Origin of the sequence: Streptomyces fradiae, assembly GCF_041270065.1 — a bacterium.
Taxonomy (GTDB): Bacteria; Actinomycetota; Actinomycetes; order Streptomycetales; family Streptomycetaceae; genus Streptomyces.
Window position 1 is genome coordinate 4,505,997 of sequence record NZ_CP065958.1, and the last position, 15,430, is coordinate 4,521,426.

Consider the following 15,430-nt stretch of genomic DNA (forward strand, 5'->3'; position numbering starts at 1 on the left):
CCATGACCGTGACCGCCCCCTCCGCGCCGCGTACGGACACGGCCTCCGCCGCCACCGTCGAATTCCGCGGACTGCGCCGCCGGTTCGGCGCCACCACCGCCCTCGACGGGCTCGACCTCGCCGTCGCCCCCGGCGAACTGCTCGCCCTGCTCGGCCCGTCCGGCTGCGGCAAGACCACCGCCCTGCGGATGCTCGCCGGTTTCGAGCAGCCCGACTCCGGGGCCGTGCTCGTCGACGGCCAGGACATCACGCACGTGCCCGCGCACCGGCGCGACGCGGGCATGGTCTTCCAGTCGTACAGCCTCTTCCCCCACCTCGACTGCCTCGACAACGTCGCCTTCGGCCTGCGCATGCGCAAGGTCGCCAAGGCGGCGCGCAAGGCGCAGGCCGCCGAGCTGCTCGACCTGGTCGGCCTCGGCGACAAGGCCGGCCGCTACCCCCACCAGCTGTCCGGCGGCCAGCAGCAGCGCGTCGCGCTCGCCCGCGCCCTCGCCCTGCGCCCCCGCGTCCTGCTGCTCGACGAGCCGCTGTCCGCGCTCGACGCCAAGGTGCGGCTCAGTCTCCGTGAGGAGATCCGCCGCATCCAGCGCGAACTCGGCATCACCACCCTGTTCGTGACGCATGATCAGGAAGAGGCGCTGTCCATGGCCGACCGGGTCGCCGTGATGCGGGCCGGCCGCCTGGAGCAGTGCGCGCCGCCCGCCGAGCTGTACGGGCGGCCCGCGACCGCGTTCGTCGCGGAGTTCGTCGGCACGATGAGCCGGATCCCCGGGGACCTCGACGGCAGCACCGTCGAGGTACTCGGCCGGCGCCTGCCGGTGGACGGCGAGCCGCCCGCCGCCGGTACGGGGGCGGTGGACGTGCTCGTACGACCCGAGGACGTACGGGTCTCGGCGGAGGGCGCGTGCTCGGCGCGCGTCGTCGCGACGGCCTTCCTCGGCGCGACCACCCGGCTCACCGTGCGGCTCGCCGACACCACCGAGGTCAAGGCGGATCTGGCCACGCACGAGGCGGCGGCGTTCGCGGCGGGGGATGCTGTGACGGTGACCCTGCGCGAACGCCCGGTCCTGGTCGCCGCCCGCCCGTAGCAACAGAAAGTGACGTACGTACGTGAACCCCGAACGCCCGCTCCACGCCGTCCTGTTCGACATGGACGGCACGCTCGTCGACACCGAGGGACTGTGGTGGGAGGCGGTGGAGCAGGTCGCGGGCCGGCCGCTGACCGACGCCGACCGGCCCGACGTCCTCGGCCGGGCCGTCGAGCACACCGCCGCCTGGCTGGCCGCAGCGACGGGCGCCGACTCCGGTGAGCTGGCGGCGGAGCTGCACCGGGAGTTCGCCGACCGGGTACGGGCGGGCGTCGTGCCCCGGCCCGGGGCGCTCGACCTGCTGACCGCGCTGGCCGACGACGGCGTCCCCACCGCCCTCGTCACCGCCTCGCCCCGGGCCGTCGCCGACACCGTCGTCGCCGCGCTCACGGCCCTTGGCGCGCCCGGGTTCACGGTCACGGTCACCGCGGACGACACGGCGACGACGAAGCCCGAGCCCGAGCCGTACCTCGCCGCCTGCGCCGCGCTCGGCGTCGAGCCCGCGCGCTGCGTGGCGGTGGAGGACACCCCGACGGGCGTGGCGTCGGCGGAGGCGGCGGGGTGCGCGGTGCTCGCGGTCCCGTCGGTGACCCCGATCGCTCAGGGGCCCGGCCGCACCGTACGGGAGTCCCTGATCGGCGTCACGCCCGCCCTCCTCACAGATCTGACTGGCTCTCAACTCACGGTCATGAGCTGGAACCTGTGGCTCGGCGGCGGCCTGGTCGAGGACTTCCGGGCCAAGCAGCTCGCGGTGCTCCGCTCCTGCGGGGCCGACGTCGTCGGCTTCCAGGAGACGGGGCAGCTCGCCACCCAGGAACTGGCCGCCGCCCTCGGCTGGCACCACCACGCGGCCGGCGAGAACCTCGGCATCCTCAGCCGCCACCCGATCGTCGCCCGCCTCGGCGACCCCGAGGTCGGCTTCTACGGCGCGGCGGGCGTCCGCATCCGGATCGACGAGACCGGTCGTGAGGTCGACGTCTGGACGGCGCACCTCCACTACACCCCGTACGGGCCGTACGAGTCCGCCTTCGACGGGCTCCCGGCGGACGAGCTGATCGCCCACGAGGAGATCCGGCTCGCCCAGATGCGGGACACGCTGGCCCGTATCGCCAAGGAGGCGGAGGAGGACCGGTCCGTCGTCCTGGTCGGCGACTTCAACGCCCCCTCCCACCTGGACTGGCCCGACGTCCCCTGGCCGGTGACCAAGGCCGCCGAGGCCGCCGGCCTGCGCGACTCCTACCGCGAGGCCCACCCCGACCCGGCCGCGTCCCCCGGCCACACCTGGTCCCCGATCCACCCCGTCCACCCGGAGGAGGGCCCGCACGCGGGCGCCCCCGAGCCCCAGGACCGCATCGACTTCATCCTCCACAACGCCCACGGCCTGCGCACCCTCGCCTCCCGCACCCTGGTCACGGGCACCCCGTCCCCGTGGCCGGACTTCGCGGCGAACGAGTGGCCGTCGGACCACGCGGCGGTGGTGACGACCTTCGCGCTCTAGCGAAAGGAGCGGTCATCAGGCGGTGCGATCCGGGCACACTGGAGTGATGAACTTCGGGGTGGGGCTCGGCGAGGGCGGCTGGGATGTTGACGGGGCACTGCGGGCTGCGCTGAGACATACGGCCGAGGGGCTCGGGCTCGCCCTGCCCGAGTCGGACGGGCAGCGGGGTCGCCTCGCGGAGTACGTCGGCGCGGCGAGCGGCCGGCGCGTCATGGTGCATCCGCCGCGCGAGGAGCGCCGGACCTTCCTGGTGCGCCTCCGGGCGGCCGACGGCACGCCCCTGGCCTGTGGGTGGACGGCGGACATGGCCGAGGCGGTCAGGGCGACGGCGGCGTGGACGGGCGGTGCGGGGCTCGAGGAGACCAGGGCGCACGCCCCGTTCATCCAGTTCAGGCCCTGGGCCCTCGTCCACGAGCGGGAGCCGTTCGGTGCCGTCGAGTTGACGTGGCGCGTCAAGCTCGACCGCGTCCACATACCGCCGTACGACCGCCACCCGCGCGTCCACGCCCTGCTGGCGGCGGCGTACGCCCAGCCGGTGCTCCGCCGGCTGATGCCGGTCCACAGCCACTTCAACCTCTGGTTCTCCACCAGCGTCGAGAAGCCCTGGAGGACCTGGGTCGGGTATGTGCTCTGCCCGTACGACGAGGGGCTGTACGGGGTACGGAACCGAGGCGAGCCGCTCGTGCGCACCGAAACGCCGGAGGAAGCCGCCGCCTTCATGGCGGCAGCCCTCCCGGAGGGGCTCGGGCCGGCGCTCTAGCCTTCGTCCTCCACCAGCTCCGCCACGCCCGTGATCCGGTGCAGCGGGTACGTGCGGACCTCGTCGGCCGTGTGGTCGTAGCCGGTCACGAAGCCGCCCTCCACCCGGACCGGGGCGATGACCCGCTGGCTGGCCGCGCCCTCGGCGTTGACGTAGCCGATCCAGACCGCCGAGCCGGTGAGGGCGGCGGCCTGGACGGTGGCCAGGGTGTCGGCGGGGGTGGTGCGGGGGAGTTGGCCGGGGGCCAGGGGGGTTGTGGGCTCCTTGCGGACGGCGGTGGCCGCGTGGTCGCCGGCGCGGATGGCCCGTACCGCCGCCTTGAGGAGGGTCGCGTCGGGGGCCGGGGGGCCGTCGGGGACGGGGGCCGGGGCGGTACGGGGCGGGGTGCGGTAGGCATCGGCGCGGGTGATGAGGACGTCGCCCTCGGCGGACTCGGCGGCCGGTGCGTAGCCCATGGCCCGCAGGCCCTCCAGGAGCGAGGCCGGGTCGGCCTGCGCGGCGAGGACGGTCGGGGCGAGGCGGCGCAGCCGGAGGGCCGCGGCGCGCCGGTCGGCGAGGATCTCGCCGAGCACGGTGTCGTCGTCGCAGCGCACATACGCCGAGGCGGCCCCGACCCGCAGGTGCCCGTGGCGGCGGGCGACGTCGTCGATGAGGTACGAGAGGGGCTGCGGCACCGGGGTGCGCGAGTGCGCGGTGAGGAAGTCCTGCAGGTCGGAGGCGCTGCGCCCGGCGTCGAGCGCCCGCCGTACGGAGGCAGGCGTGAAGCGGTAGACGGTCGCGCCGCCCTTCGACTCGACGTCCGCGAGCACGGCCAGGGTGTCGGCCAGCGGCCGCCGCAGCGGCCCCGGGGCGACGGCCGTCAGGTCGGCCTGGAGCAGGACGTGGTCGACGGCCTCGGGCAGCAGCGGCGCGAGCAGGGTCGCTGCGCGGGAGGCGGCGACGGACGGCTCGCAGTCGTGGGAGTGCCCCTGGAGCGCGTCGTCCGCGGCCGCCTCGGCGAGCGGCAGGTTGAGCAGCGCGCGGGCGGGCGTGGCGAGGGCGCCGCGGCCGGTGATGCCGAGGAGTTCGGCCTCGTCGAGGGTCCAGACGGCGAGCTGTTCGCGCAGGTCGGCGAGGGCGGCGGTGGCGGTGCTGCCCCCGGCCCCGGCACCCTGCCCCTCGCCGGCCGCGCCCCGCAGCGGCCGGTCCCAGCGCAGCCGGGCGAGCAGCGCCTCCCGGTCGGCGGCGGCGCCCGGCGGCAGCGCGGCCTGCAGGGCGAGGACCCGGCGGCGTACCTCCGGGGCCTGCGCCCGGTCCAGGCCCGGGCCGAGCGCGGAGAGGGTGCGGCCCTTGGCGTCCTGGCCGCCGACCACGCCCGGGGTGCGGGTCGCGGCCAGCCAGGCGGCGGCGAGCCCGGCCCAGCGTTCGGCGGGCGGCAGGTCGAGCCAGTCGTCGTAGGCGGGGGTCGGCGCGTAACGCTCGTCGGCCTCGCCGTCGGAGGCCAGCAGCCCGGCCCCGTGGACGAGCTCCAGCCAGAACGCGGCGATCGGCTCCGACACGTCGAGGGCCGCGGCGGTGCGCTTGAGGTCCCGTACGGCCAGGCCGCCCGCCCGCAGCACCTGCGGCCCGCCCTGGTCCCAGGACTTCAGCAGCTCCTCGACGGTGGCGAGCGCGGTGTGCGCCTGGCCGGCCGCCGCGTTGTCCACGACCTGTGGACGGTACTCGCGGGCCGCCGTCACCTCCGGAGCCACCGGCTCCGGCGCACGGTGCGCCCGCCCGCCGCGCAGATGCAGCGCCGCCTCGCGGGGCAGCACCACGGTCCGCGTCGACACCGGAAGCAGCAGGCCCCGGTCGCGCAGCCAGCGCACCGGCGGCGCCGGATCGGCGGTCACCTCCCCGTACGGCGGCCCCCACACCAGCCGGTCCAGGACCGCGAGCGCGTCCGGCGGCGCCGTGTCGAGCAGCGCCGCCATCCTCGTACGGTCCGTGAACAGCTCCGTCAGCGCCGCCACCGCCGACACCGGGTCGTGCGTCGCGGGCAGCCCGGCGTTCGCGATGATCTCCTGCAGCCGGCCCGGCGACATCCCGGCCGTGGCCTCCGCGACGCTCGGGCCGAGCCCGGTGGGGGAGGGGTGCTGCGGCGACGGCGCGAGCAGCTCGCGCGCGGTCCGTACGAGCCGCAGCCGCTCGTCGTCGCCCCACACCAGGGCCTGTTCGCGCAGCACGGCGACGGCGCGCGGCAGCGCCGCCTCGATGTCCGGGCCGATGTCCGGGCCGATGTCCCGGCCGGTGTCAGGGTCGATCGCCGCGTCGGTCCCGTCGCCGGTGAGGAGGGCGAGGAGCACGGGGTACGGGGCGGGGTCGGGGGCCACCGCGAGCGCCTCGGCCGTCTGCAGGGCGAACCGGTCGAGCCGCTCCAGGGCCCGTACGACGGAACCACGGGTGCCGGCCCGCGTCGCCAGCTGCGTCAGGTCGTTCGGCACCGGCGACAGCAGGTCCGGCCGCGCCCGCAGCAGCGCGGCGAGCCCTTCGTCCCCACCCGCGCGGAGCGCCTCCGCGAGCGTCCGCGGCGCCGCGCCGGCGCCGGTCCCGACGCCTGTCTCCTTGGGCACGTGCGCCTCCCGGTCGAGCTCACCGATCCCACCGATCCCCATCCGGACCACGTTAGCCCCTGTACAGGCGCTACCGTCGTGCCGTGGGGATCGAGAACGACCGGTTGGTCTTCGACTATCTGAGCCGAATCGGGGACTTGGCGCAGCAGCGACAGCTCCCGGCGGCCGAGCGCCGCGAGCTGGTCTCGGGCCTGCGCGACGAGATCGAACGCCGGCGCGCCGTGCGGGGCGAGGGGGTGCGGGGCATCCTCGGGGACCTGGGTACGCCGGACGAGGTGGTGGGGCGGGTGGCGCCGGTGCCGTCGGCGCCGGCGGCACCGCCGGTGGAGGTCCCGGATGCGGAGGTTCCGTCTCCGCGGGCAGCGGACTGGTGGGACGGCGAGGCCGCCGACGCGGCGGATCCGACCGGCAGGGTCGCCGGCTTCATGGGCGGAGTGGAGATCCCGGAGCTCCTGAAGCCCCCACCGGAGGAGGACGAGGAGTCCGGGGACGAGCAGGAGGAGGCCGAAGAGGCTCCGGAGGCGAAGCGGAAGTTCCGCCTCCCCCGCTTCGGCAGCCCGCTGCTCCTCACGTCGGCCCTCCTGCTCCTCGCGGGCGCGGCCCTCGGCTCCGTACCCCCCGTCGCCGCCGGCTGGCTCCTCGCCTACCTCTCCCGCGAGCGCCGCATCGCCGCCCTCACCCTGCCCGGCCTGGCCGCCGCCGGGGGCGCCATCTGGCTCTGGGGCCGCGTCGAAGGCCGCTGGGGCGCCCCGATCCCCCCGGGCGAGGCCGCCATGGGCGCCGCCTTCTCCGCCACCTGGCCCTGGACCCTCCGCACCGCGGCGATCGTCTCGGCGCTGTACCTGCTGTGGCGGGCCCGCAGGGCCTGAGGCGCCCAGGTCTCGGTCCGGCTCCGCTCGGGGTCCGAGGCTGAGGGCGGGCCGGCGCCGCTCGGCGAGGCCGGCCGCGCGCGGCGCGGCGAAGCCGGCGCCCTCCCGGGCCGGCGCCCTCCCGGCCCGGCCCGGCCCGGCCCCCGCCCCTACCCCCGTACCGCCTCGTCCTGCTCCGTCTCTCCCACCCCGTCCGCCGACCACGGCGCGCCCGGGACCACCAGGGGCGAGCCCGTCACCGGGTCGGGGACGACGACCGAGTCCAGGCCGAAGACGTCGCGGACGAGGTCGGCGGTGACGACCTCGTCCGGGGCGCCCTCTGCGACGACGTGGCCGGACTTCATGGCGACGAGGTGGTCGGCGTAGCGGGCGGCCTGGTTGAGGTCGTGGAGGACGAGGACGATCGTGCGGCCGCGGGCGCGGTTGAGGCGGCGGACCAGGTCGAGGACCTCGACCTGGTGGGCGATGTCCAGGTAGGTGGTGGGCTCGTCGAGCAGGAGGAGATCGGTCTCCTGGGCGAGGGCCATCGCGATCCAGACGCGCTGGCGCTGGCCGCCGGACAGCTCGTCCACGGAGCGGTCGGCGAGGGTGGTGACGTCCGTACGGGCCATCGCGTCGACGACCGCGCGCTCGTCCTCCTCCGACCACTGCTTCCACCACGCCTGGTGCGGCTGCCGCCCCCGCGCGACCAGGTCGCCGACCGAGATCGCCTCCGGGGCCACCGGGGTCTGCGGCAGCAGGCCGATGTTCTGGGCGACGCGCTTCGTCGGGAGCTTGGCCAGCTCCTCGCCGTCGAGCAGGACGGCGCCGCCCTTGGGCTTGAGCAGCCGCCCGAGGGCCCGCAGCGTCGTGGACTTGCCGCACGCGTTCGGGCCGACGATGACGGTCACCTTGCCGTCCGGGATCGCCAGGTCCAGCTCGTGGACGACGGTCCGCTCCTCGTACGCGAGCGTCAGCTCACGCGTCCTCAGCCGGGTCTCCGGCCGGGTCTCCAGCCTGCTCAACGCCCACCTCCGGTGCGCGCACCGCGCACGATCAGCCAGATCAGATACGGGGCGCCCACCGCCGCCGTCAGAACGCCCACCGGCAGTTCGGTGGGCGCGAAGAGCCGCCGGCCGAGCACATCGGCCGCGACCACGATCAGCGCGCCGAGCAGCGCCGAGCACAGCAGCGGGATCTGCGCCGTCCGGGTGACCCGGCGCGCGATCTGCGGCGCGAGCAGCGCCACGAAGTCGACCGGCCCGGCGACGCCCGTCGCGACCGACGCCAGCACCACGCCCACCGTCACGAGCCCGAGCCGCACCCGCCCGAGCCGTACGCCGAGCGCCGTCGCCGTGTCGTCGTCCAACGACACCGAGCGCTGCGCCCGCGCCGCCCACAGCACCGCCGGCAGCATCACGAGCAGCGTCCAGCGCAGCGGCGCCGCCTCGTCCCAGCCCCGCCCGTTGAGGGAGCCGGTCATCCAGATCTGCGCCTGCTGGGCGACCAGGTAGTCGCCCTTCGTCATGAAGAGATGGGTCAGCGAGCGCAGCGCGATCGCGAAACCGATGCCGATCAGCACGAAGCGCGTCGCGTGCAGCCCGCCGCGCCACGCGAACACGTACACAAGGCCGGCCGCGAGCAGCCCGCCCGCGATCGACACGTACGGGATCACGCTGTACGAGGCGAGCCCGAAGGTCATCGCGGCGACCGTGACCGCACCCGCGCCCTGGCTGATGCCGATGACGTCGGGGCTGGCCAGCGGGTTGCGGGCGACGGTCTGGATGAGGGCGCCCGCGACGCCGAACGCCGCGCCGACCATCAGGCCCGTCTCCAGGCGCGGCAGCCGCAGCTCCTCGACGATCAGCGACTCCTCGGGGCCGAGCAGGACCCGCAGGACCTCGCCGGGCCCGATGAACCGCTCGCCCACGCACAGCGACACCACCGCGACGGCGGCCAGGAGGACGAGCAGGACGGCGGCGGCCACGGCGGAGCGCCGGTGCACGAGGAAGGACGCGCGCCCGGCGACGCGTACGACCCCGTAGCCGTGAGGCCGCATCCGCATCTGTGTGGCGCTCATGCCGGCACCGCCTTCCGGCGCACCAGCGTCACCAGGAACGGCACGCCGATCAGCGCGGTCATCACACCCGCCGGGACCTCGCCCGGCGGGAACAGGATCCGCCCGAGCACGTCCGCCACGAGCAGCATCACCGGCCCGATGAGCGCCGCCATCGGCAGCAGCCAGCGGTGGTCGCCGCCGACCACGGCCCGGGCGATGTGGGGTACGGCGAGGCCGACGAAGGCGATCGGCCCGGCGGCGGCGACCCCGGCGCCGGTCAGTACGGTCGCGCCGACCCCGCCGACGATCCGTACCGTCGCCACCCGCTGCCCGAGCCCCTTGGCCACGTCCTCGCCGAGCGCGAGCGCGTCAAGGCCGCGCGCCACGGACAGCACGAGGACCGCGCCGAGCAGCAGGAAGGGCCAGATCTGGCCGACGACCTGGACGTCCCGGCCGTCCAGCGAGCCGATCTGCCAGAACCGGAACTCGTCGAGCGCCGACGCCTTCGTCGTCAGGACGCCGGTGGTCACGGACAGCAGCAGCGCGTTGATCGCCGCGCCGCCGAGCGCCAGCTTCACGGGCGTCGCCCCGCCCCGGCCGCTCGACGCGATCGCGTACACGGCGACGGACGCGAGCGCGGCGCCGGCGAAGGCGAACCACACGTACCCGGTGAGGGTGTGCACCCCGGCGAACGCGAGGGCGAGGACGACGCCGACCGAGGCGCCCTGGCTGATGCCGAGGATGCCGGGGTCGGCGATCGGGTTACGGGTGATGCCCTGCAGCGCGGTCCCGGCGAGCGCGAGCGCCGCGCCGACCATCAGACCGATCAGCGTGCGCGGCACCCGGAGCTGCCGCACCACCTCGGCGTCGTCGCCCGTGGCGCCGTGCAGCAGCGCGTCGAGCACGGTGGACGGCGGGACGGCGCGGGCACCGACCGCGAGACTGAGCAGAACCGCGACGAGCAGGGCGACCAGGGCCGCCGTGGTCGCGACGACGCGCCGAGTGGCGCGTCGGCCGACCCGTCGGTTACGTGCAGCGGACATGGAGATGAGGTTAGCCAAGGCTTCGCTAAGTGAGGACGGCGCCCCGGTCCTGTTTCGAACACCTGGGCACAATGGCCCCCATGGAATCCCGCACCGGCACCGCCCCCGCCGCAGCCCCCGCCGCCGCCCCCGCCACGGCTCCCACCGTCGGCTTCGACCTGGACATGACCCTCATCGACTCCCGCCCCGGCATCCACGCCGTCTACATGGCGCTCGCCGCCGAGACCGGGGTCACGATCGACGCCGACCTGGCGGTCTCCCGGCTCGGGCCGCCGCTGCAGCAGGAGATCGCCGAGTGGTTCCCGGCGGAGCGGGTGGACGCGATGGTGGAGCGCTACCGGGCCCTCTACCCGACGTACGCCATCGAGTCGAGCCTTCCGCTGCCCGGCGCGCGGGATGCGATTCAAGCCGTTCGCGAAGCGGGTGGCCGGACCCTGGTCGTCACCGCCAAGAACGAGCCGCACGCCAAGCTGCACCTCTCGTACCTCGGCATCGACCCGGACGCCGTGGTCGGCGGCCTGTGGGCCGAGGGCAAGGCGGAGGCGCTGCGCGCGCACGGCGCGACGGTGTACGTCGGCGACCACCTCGGCGACATCCGCGGCGCGGAGGCGGCCGGCGCCCTCTCGGTGGCCGTGGCCACCGGCCCGTACACCCCGGAGGGCCTGCGGGCGGCCGGCGCGGACGTGGTCCTGACCGACCTGACGGACTTCCGCCCCTGGTGGGAGGCGTACGTGAAGGACCTGCGCGGCTAGGCCGCCTGGCGGGCCTGCACGGCCCGCGCCCGGCGCCGCCCGGCGGCGATCGACCGCAGCACCCCGGCGCCGGCGACGAGGAAGCCGACGCCCATCAGCATCGACACCAGGTAGGCGACGGTCGGGAACGGATCGGTCCCGAGGAACAGCGGAGCCACCGTGACCAGGGTCGCGACCGCCCCGACGGCGAAGAGGATCACACCGGCCCGGACGAGCCCGTCACCGGGCGCGCTGTCGTGCGCCGGGGCCTTGGGGGTTTCGTTACGCATTCGGCCAGGGTAGTTCCCAGGCCGAGGGGAACGGACCGGAGACGTCTTGTCACCGGGCCACAGCCCACTAGCCTGGGTTCCGGCGGGTCGGTGACCCGCTGTCATTCTTTCCGCTTCCAGACTTCCAGCTTCAAGATTTTCCTTCCAGAGTTTCCACAGGGCCGGGACCCCGGCACACCCATCGAGTACGAGGACGAGGGAACGGACGTGCCTACCGGCAAGGTCAAATGGTTCAACAGCGAGAAGGGCTTCGGCTTTCTCTCCCGCGACGACGGCGGCGACGTCTTCGTGCACTCGTCGGTGCTGCCCGCCGGAGTCGACGCCCTGAAGCCGGGTCAGCGCGTGGAGTTCGGCGTGGTCGCCGGGCAGCGCGGGGACCAGGCGCTCTCCGTGACGGTCCTCGACCCGGCCCCGTCCGTCGCCGCGGCGCAGCGCCGTAAGCCCGACGAACTGGCGTCCATCGTGCAGGACCTCACCACGCTCCTGGAGAACATCACGCCGATGCTGGAGCGCGGCCGCTACCCCGACAAGGTGCACGGCAAGAAGATCGCCGGCCTGCTGCGGGCGGTCGCCGACCAGCTCGACGTGTAGTCGCCCGTCCGGTTCCCGTCCGGTTACGGGAAACGCAGCGCGTCCGGGCCGAGGGGCGGTACGAGTCCCTCGGCCGCGGCGCGGGTGAGCAGGCCGCGGACGGCCGCGTAGCCGTGCTCGCCGAGGTCCGCCGTGAACTCGTTGACGTAGAGGCCGATGTGCTGATCGGCCACCTTGGGTTCCATCTCCTGCGCGTGTTCGAGTACGTAGGGGCGGGAGGCGGACGGGTCGTCCCAGGCCATCCGCACCGAGGCGCGCGCCGCGTCGGCGAGCCGCCGCAGCATGTCCTCGCCGAGCGAGCGCTTGGCGACGATCGCGCCGAGCGGGATCGGCAGGCCGGTGGTGTGCTCCCAGTGCTCGCCCATGTCGGCGAGCGCGTGCAGACCGTAGTTCTGGTACGTGAAACGGGCCTCGTGGATGACGAGACCGGCGTCCACCTTGCCGTCCCGTACCGCCGGCATGATCTCGTGGAAGGGCAGCACGACGACCTCGCCGACCCCTCCCGGGACGGTGTCCGCCGCCCACAGCCGGAAGAGCAGATAGGCCGTCGAGCGCTCGCTCGGCACCGCGACCGTCTTGCCGGCCAGATCCGCCGGGTCGCCCGCCTCCCGGGTGAGCACCAGCGGCCCGCAGCCGCGCCCCAGGGCGCCGCCGCAGGGCAGCAGGGCGTATTCGTCGAGGATCCACGGCAGCACCGCGTACGACACCTTCAGGACGTCGTACGGGGCGTCGCCGGCCTCCGCCCAGCCGTTGGTCAGGTCGATGTCGGCGAAGGTCACGTCGAGCCGCGGGGCGTCCGGGACCCGGCCGTGCGCCCAGGCGTCGAAGACGAAGGTGTCGTTCGGGCACGGCGAGTAGGCGATCTTCAGCTTGGGCACGACGGGAACTCCTCCGGCTCCACGAGAGCGGTCACGAGAGCGGTCACGAAGACGGTGCGGCTGAGCCGCTCGACGGCGTCCCGCAGCGCGGCCAGGGCCTCGCCGATGCGCCAGGCGGCGCGGTCGCGCGGGCCGACGGCGTTCGACACGGCCCGCACCTCGACGACGGGCACGCCGTACGCCGCGGCCGCCTCGGCCACCCCGAAGCCCTCCATCGCCTCGGCGGCGGCCCCCGGGTGACGGGCCGCCAGCTCGGCGGCGCGCGCGGCGGTGCCGGTCACGGTGGAGACGGTGAGCACCGGGCCGGTGACGGCGCCGGGGATCGCGCCCGCGATCCGGTCGACGAGCTGCTTCGGCACGGGGTGCGCGGAGCGCCCGAAGCCGAGCTCCTCGACGGAGAGGTAGCCGCCGGGCGCGTCGGGCGACTGCGCGCCCAGGTCGGCCGCGACGATGCTGTCGGACACGACGACGGTGCCGATGGGGGCGTGCGGGAGGAAACCGCCGGCGATCCCGGCGGAGACGATCAGGTCGTACGGGCGGTTCTGGGCGCCCTGGGCGTGTGCCCGGGCGAGCGCCGTGGCGGTGGCCGCGGCGGCGGCCGCGGGCCCCACACCCCCGACGAGGACGTCGACGACGGGCCCCTCCGACCCGGCGGGGGGTGTCGTGAGTGCCGTGAGGCCGGCGGCGACGGAGTCCGCCTCCGCCGCCACGGCCGTCACGATGAGAATCCGGTGGATCACCGGTGGATCAGGATTCCTTCTTCTTCAGCTCGAAGTGCCAGATGCCGGTCACCGACTTGCCGGTGTTCTCGACGATCGTGACCTGCGTCTGGTTGGTCTCCTCGCCCGTCTGGGTGGAGAAGAAGGCGCTGGCCGGAATGGTCCGGTAGGTCTTCTTGAACGGCTCCGGCTCGGCCGCCTGGCCGCCCAGGAAGATCGTCCAGCCGTTGTCGGCGATGTCCGGGTCGACGCCGAAGCGGACCTTGTCGGACGGGTCGACCGAGATGGAGTGCTCGGACTTCTTGTTCAGGCAGGCGGCGATCTGCTTCTCCGCGATGGGGTCGCCGTCGTTGTAGCAGGCGGCCTCGGAGTTCACCGACTTGGACCCGACCGTCACGGTCGCAACCGGGGTCGGCTTGTCACAGGCGGAGAGGACGAGGAGCCCCGCGGAGACGGCCCCGAGGGCCACGGCGGCCCGGCGGCGCTTACGGGTGAGGAACGCAACGGTCATGAGCCGAAGGCTATCGGGCCCCTGCCGTCCTGCCACGCGGGGGTACGGCGTGCCGCGCGCGAGCCCACCCACGGGGCCCCGCGCCTGCCCTCCCGCACCCGTACGGACCGGCGCCCACCCCCTACGCCACCTTCTCCTTCCGCGCTCCCCCCTTCCGTCCCGGCCTCCGCGCCGCCGCCACCAGGCCCCGTACGGCAAGGAGCCAGCCGAGCGCCAGGATGCCGGCGGCCACGGCCATGCCCACCGAGCCGTTCAGCGGCAGCGAGATGCCGATCGCGCCGCCCACCACCCAGGCCATCTGCAGGGCCGTCTCCGAACGGGCGAACGCCGAGGTCCGCACCGTCTCCGGGACGTCGCGCTGGATCAGCGCGTCGAGCGACAGCTTGGACAGGGCCTGGGTCAGGCCGGCGACCGCGCCGAGGACCGCCACCATCAGACCGCCAAAGAAGATCGCGGCCAGCACGGCGGTCGCGAGGACGATCGACAGCATCGTGGCGATGATCACTTCGGGCCCGTGCCCCCGCTCCTTCAGCAGCGAGCCGACCGCCGTCCCGCACGCGTTGCCGACGCCCGCCGCCACCGCCACCATGCCGAGCGACACCGCCGCGCTCTGCCCGGGCAGCGGGTGCACGCGCAGCAGGAAGGCCAGGAAGAAGATCAGGAAACCCGACAGCATGCGCTGCGAGGCGTTCGCCTGGAGGCCGTGCAGGACCGCCGGGCCCACCGTCCGCAGGCTGGGTTTCTTCTCGCCGTGGGTGAGCAGGTGGGCCCGCCGCTCGCCCCGCGCCGAGTCCACCTTGTGCGGCAGCCGCAGCGCCCAGTACGTACCGAGCAGGAACAGCGCGCACGCCCCGTACAGCGGCCAGCCCGACCCGACCGTCTGCAGCCCGGCGCCGATCGGCGCGGCGATGCCGGTGGCGAGCAGGCCCGCCAGCGTCACCCGCGAGTTCGCCTTCACGAGGGAGAAGTTCGGTGGCAGCAGGCGGGGCACGACGGCGCTGCGCACCACCCCGTACGCCTTCGAGGCCACGAGCACGCCGAGCGCCGCCGGATAGAGCTGGATCCCGCCGGTCGCGACCGCGCCCGACATCAGGATGGCCAGGACCGCCCGGGTCAGCATCGCGCCCGCCATCGCCGCGCGCCGGCCGTGCGGGAGCCGGTCCAGGAGCGGGCCGATGACGGGGGCGAGGAGGGTGAAGGGCGCCATGGTGATCGCGAGGTAGAGCGCGACCCGGCCGCGCGCCTCGTCGGTCGGTACCGAGAAGAAGACCGTGGAGGCGAGCGCGACGGTGATCATGACGTCGCCGGCGCCGTTCACGGCGTGCAGCTCGATCAGTTTCCCGAGGCCGGATTCGCCGGCCCCGTGGGCGTGCGTGGCCTTGCGGATGCCCTTCGCGGTGCCCGTGAACGGCAGGTGCAGGGCGCGGCCCACCTTCCGGCCCGCTCGGCTGAGCGGCCCGGCATGATCGTGGGATCGTGCGGAAGACCGTGCGGCTGCCACTCCGTCATAGTGCCCCACGGACCGGTCGGACGAACCGTTGACAGGGCCCGGCGGGGCCTGTGGGCCGTGTTCCGGGGGCCGCGGCCCCCGTTCCGCGGTCCGCGATGCGGGCCACTTGGGGCGGGCAGGTGGGCTGAGCGCTGCGAACGGGGTAGCGTGCGTAGCGCGCCACCGGCGGATGTTCTCGGCCGCGCGCCTCTTCGGCATCCCGCAGAATGGATGACGATAGGTGTGCCCGAGACACGCGAGAAGCACGAGAGACATGTCGGGCGTGGACGTCGATGCGGCCCTCTGGTCCGCTCCGCCCACGGCCCCGTACCTC

The 15,430-nt window shown here is 74.8% G+C and carries 15 protein-coding genes; 6 read left to right on the plus strand and 9 right to left on the minus strand.

Annotated features, from left to right (window positions below; translation table 11 throughout):
• Positions 1–2 precede the first annotated feature (2 nt).
• From JAO84_RS20640 to JAO84_RS20650, 3 genes are read left to right on the plus strand one after another with little or no spacing between them, the layout of a single operon-like run.
• A complete protein-coding gene (locus tag JAO84_RS20640; protein ID WP_370414204.1) occupies positions 3–1,088 on the plus strand; it encodes an ABC transporter ATP-binding protein in 1,086 nt (361 codons plus the stop codon).
• Between the two features lie 22 nt (positions 1,089–1,110).
• Positions 1,111–2,586 carry an HAD-IA family hydrolase gene (locus JAO84_RS20645; protein WP_370414205.1) on the plus strand — a complete coding sequence of 492 codons (1,476 nt, stop codon included), beginning with the start codon at positions 1,111–1,113 and terminating at the stop codon, positions 2,584–2,586.
• A gap of 46 nt (positions 2,587–2,632) precedes the next feature.
• Positions 2,633–3,346: a DUF6193 family natural product biosynthesis protein gene (locus tag JAO84_RS20650; RefSeq protein ID WP_370414206.1), complete on the plus strand. Its 714-nt coding sequence runs from the start codon at positions 2,633–2,635 to the stop codon at positions 3,344–3,346.
• On the opposite strand, the gene JAO84_RS20655 is transcribed toward JAO84_RS20650, so the two are convergent.
• Positions 3,343–5,979, minus strand: coding sequence for a helicase-associated domain-containing protein (locus tag JAO84_RS20655; protein WP_370414207.1), 2,637 nt, complete (start codon positions 5,977–5,979; stop codon positions 3,343–3,345). The genes JAO84_RS20650 and JAO84_RS20655 overlap by 4 nt on opposite strands.
• Positions 5,980–6,020: 41 nt before the next feature.
• Here JAO84_RS20655 and JAO84_RS20660 point away from each other — a divergent pair, with 41 nt between their 5' ends.
• Positions 6,021–6,806: a hypothetical protein gene (locus JAO84_RS20660; RefSeq protein WP_370414208.1), complete on the plus strand. Its 786-nt coding sequence runs from the start codon at positions 6,021–6,023 to the stop codon at positions 6,804–6,806.
• A gap of 149 nt (positions 6,807–6,955) precedes the next feature.
• On the opposite strand, the gene JAO84_RS20665 is transcribed toward JAO84_RS20660, so the two are convergent.
• Genes JAO84_RS20665 through JAO84_RS20675 form a run of 3 tightly spaced genes read right to left on the minus strand, consistent with a single transcriptional unit; the run spans position 6,956 to position 9,887 of the window.
• Complete coding sequence (locus JAO84_RS20665; RefSeq protein WP_370414209.1) at positions 6,956–7,810, minus strand: ABC transporter ATP-binding protein; 855 nt, start codon at positions 7,808–7,810, stop codon at positions 6,956–6,958.
• Positions 7,807–8,865 (minus strand): FecCD family ABC transporter permease, encoded by a 1,059-nt coding sequence (locus tag JAO84_RS20670; protein WP_370414210.1) that lies wholly within the window; start codon positions 8,863–8,865, stop codon positions 7,807–7,809. The genes JAO84_RS20665 and JAO84_RS20670 overlap by 4 nt, the downstream gene beginning before the upstream one ends.
• Positions 8,862–9,887 carry a FecCD family ABC transporter permease gene (locus tag JAO84_RS20675; protein WP_370414211.1) on the minus strand — a complete coding sequence of 342 codons (1,026 nt, stop codon included), beginning with the start codon at positions 9,885–9,887 and terminating at the stop codon, positions 8,862–8,864. Before JAO84_RS20675 ends, JAO84_RS20670 begins: the two co-directional genes overlap by 4 nt.
• Before the next feature lie 80 nt (positions 9,888–9,967).
• Between JAO84_RS20675 and JAO84_RS20680 the strand changes: the two genes are divergently transcribed.
• On the plus strand, positions 9,968–10,639 hold the full coding sequence (locus JAO84_RS20680) for an HAD family hydrolase (RefSeq protein WP_370414212.1): 672 nt from the start codon (positions 9,968–9,970) through the stop codon (positions 10,637–10,639).
• On the opposite strand, the gene JAO84_RS20685 is transcribed toward JAO84_RS20680, so the two are convergent.
• On the minus strand, positions 10,636–10,908 hold the full coding sequence (locus JAO84_RS20685; RefSeq protein ID WP_370414213.1) for a hypothetical protein: 273 nt from the start codon (positions 10,906–10,908) through the stop codon (positions 10,636–10,638). The two genes, JAO84_RS20680 and JAO84_RS20685, sit on opposite strands and share 4 nt — an antisense overlap.
• Before the next feature lie 207 nt (positions 10,909–11,115).
• On the opposite strand from JAO84_RS20685, the gene JAO84_RS20690 reads away from it, so the two are divergent.
• Entirely contained in the window at positions 11,116–11,499 is a 384-nt protein-coding gene (locus JAO84_RS20690; protein ID WP_308404074.1) for a cold-shock protein, read from the plus strand.
• Positions 11,500–11,522: 23 nt separating this feature from the next.
• Here JAO84_RS20690 and JAO84_RS20695 read toward each other — a convergent pair whose 3' ends face one another.
• The 4 genes from JAO84_RS20695 to JAO84_RS20710 form a co-directional block, all read right to left on the minus strand.
• A complete protein-coding gene (locus tag JAO84_RS20695) occupies positions 11,523–12,377 on the minus strand; it encodes a 1,4-dihydroxy-6-naphthoate synthase (RefSeq protein WP_370414214.1) in 855 nt (284 codons plus the stop codon).
• The gene (locus JAO84_RS20700) at positions 12,365–13,117 is read right to left on the minus strand and encodes a futalosine hydrolase (protein WP_370414215.1); all 753 of its coding nucleotides are present in this window, start codon (positions 13,115–13,117) and stop codon (positions 12,365–12,367) included. The genes JAO84_RS20695 and JAO84_RS20700 overlap by 13 nt, the downstream gene beginning before the upstream one ends.
• A 7-nt stretch (positions 13,118–13,124) precedes the next feature.
• A complete protein-coding gene (locus JAO84_RS20705; RefSeq protein WP_370414216.1) occupies positions 13,125–13,607 on the minus strand; it encodes a DUF2771 domain-containing protein in 483 nt (160 codons plus the stop codon).
• Between the two features lie 121 nt (positions 13,608–13,728).
• Positions 13,729–15,126, minus strand: coding sequence for an MFS transporter (locus tag JAO84_RS20710; RefSeq protein WP_370414217.1), 1,398 nt, complete (start codon positions 15,124–15,126; stop codon positions 13,729–13,731).
• Positions 15,127–15,430: the final 304 nt, after the last annotated feature.

What these genes read in the sequence shown, in the direction of transcription:
- JAO84_RS20640 (WP_370414204.1), top strand. Translation starts at nt 3, where the DNA reads ATGACCGTGACCGCCCCCTCCGCGCCGCGTACGGACACGGCCTCCGCC.
- JAO84_RS20650 (WP_370414206.1), top strand. Translation starts at nt 2,633, where the DNA reads ATGAACTTCGGGGTGGGGCTCGGCGAGGGCGGCTGGGATGTTGACGGG.
- JAO84_RS20655 (WP_370414207.1), bottom strand. Translation starts at nt 5,979, where the DNA reads ATGGGGATCGGTGGGATCGGTGAGCTCGACCGGGAGGCGCACGTGCCC.
- JAO84_RS20670 (WP_370414210.1), bottom strand. Translation starts at nt 8,865, where the DNA reads ATGAGCGCCACACAGATGCGGATGCGGCCTCACGGCTACGGGGTCGTA.
- JAO84_RS20675 (WP_370414211.1), bottom strand. Translation starts at nt 9,887, where the DNA reads ATGTCCGCTGCACGTAACCGACGGGTCGGCCGACGCGCCACTCGGCGC.
- JAO84_RS20680 (WP_370414212.1), top strand. Translation starts at nt 9,968, where the DNA reads ATGGAATCCCGCACCGGCACCGCCCCCGCCGCAGCCCCCGCCGCCGCC.
- JAO84_RS20685 (WP_370414213.1), bottom strand. Translation starts at nt 10,908, where the DNA reads ATGCGTAACGAAACCCCCAAGGCCCCGGCGCACGACAGCGCGCCCGGT.
- JAO84_RS20705 (WP_370414216.1), bottom strand. Translation starts at nt 13,607, where the DNA reads ATGACCGTTGCGTTCCTCACCCGTAAGCGCCGCCGGGCCGCCGTGGCC.